This window comes from Vibrio sp. 1401 (assembly GCF_033340295.1).
In genome coordinates this window covers 1-756 of sequence record NZ_JAWOWF010000298.1, presented here as the reverse complement: position 1 = coordinate 756, position 756 = coordinate 1, and the positions used below count along the sequence as shown (strand labels likewise).

Below are 756 nucleotides of genomic sequence, written 5' to 3'. Positions count from 1 at the left end.
GTCACGGTAACAAGCTAGCTGCACAAGGTGCATTCTTCCACAAATTGGTTCGTGTACTAGCTGACATCATGGGCACACCAGGTGAAGAACTGAAACGTCAGCAAGCTGTCGTAGAAAAAGTACTGCGTATCGAAGAAGAAAACTTCGGTCGTACGCTTGAACGCGGTATGGCTATTCTAAACGAAGCGCTAGATAACTTAGATGGTAAAGTGCTCGACGGTGAAACCGTATTCAAACTTTACGATACTTACGGCTTCCCAGCTGACTTGACTAACGACGTTGCGCGTGAACGTGAGTTCGCGATTGACGAAGAAGGCTTCGAGAAAGCAATGGAAGAGCAGCGTCAGCGTGCGCGTGAAGCGGGTCAGTTCGGTACAGACTACAACGCAGCAATTAAAGTTGATACACAAACTGAATTCTGTGGCTACGTTGGAACAAAAGGCTCTAGCTCAGTGGCGGCAATGTTCGTTGAAGGCAACGAAGTGGATTCTCTATCTGCTGGCGACAAAGCGATCATTGTGCTTGGTGAAACCCCATTCTACGCTGAGTCAGGCGGTCAATGTGGTGATGCGGGTGAAATCCGCACTGAAGCTGGTGTATTCCGAGTAGAAGATACTCAAAAGCTAGGCAACGCAATCGCACACCACGGTGTTATGGCGGAAGGCGTTCTAGCGAAAGGCGATGAAGTCGCTACTATCGTTGACGCAGAACGTCGCGCAGCTATCTCTCTAAACCACTCAGCAACGCACTTGCTAC

The 756-nt window shown here is 49.3% G+C and carries 1 protein-coding gene; it reads left to right on the top strand.

Annotation, left to right across the window (positions count from 1 at the left end; all coding sequences use genetic code 11):
* The coding region (locus tag R7Z77_RS25225; protein WP_318137028.1) for an alanine--tRNA ligase-related protein at positions 1-756 on the top strand (756 nt) is incomplete at both ends.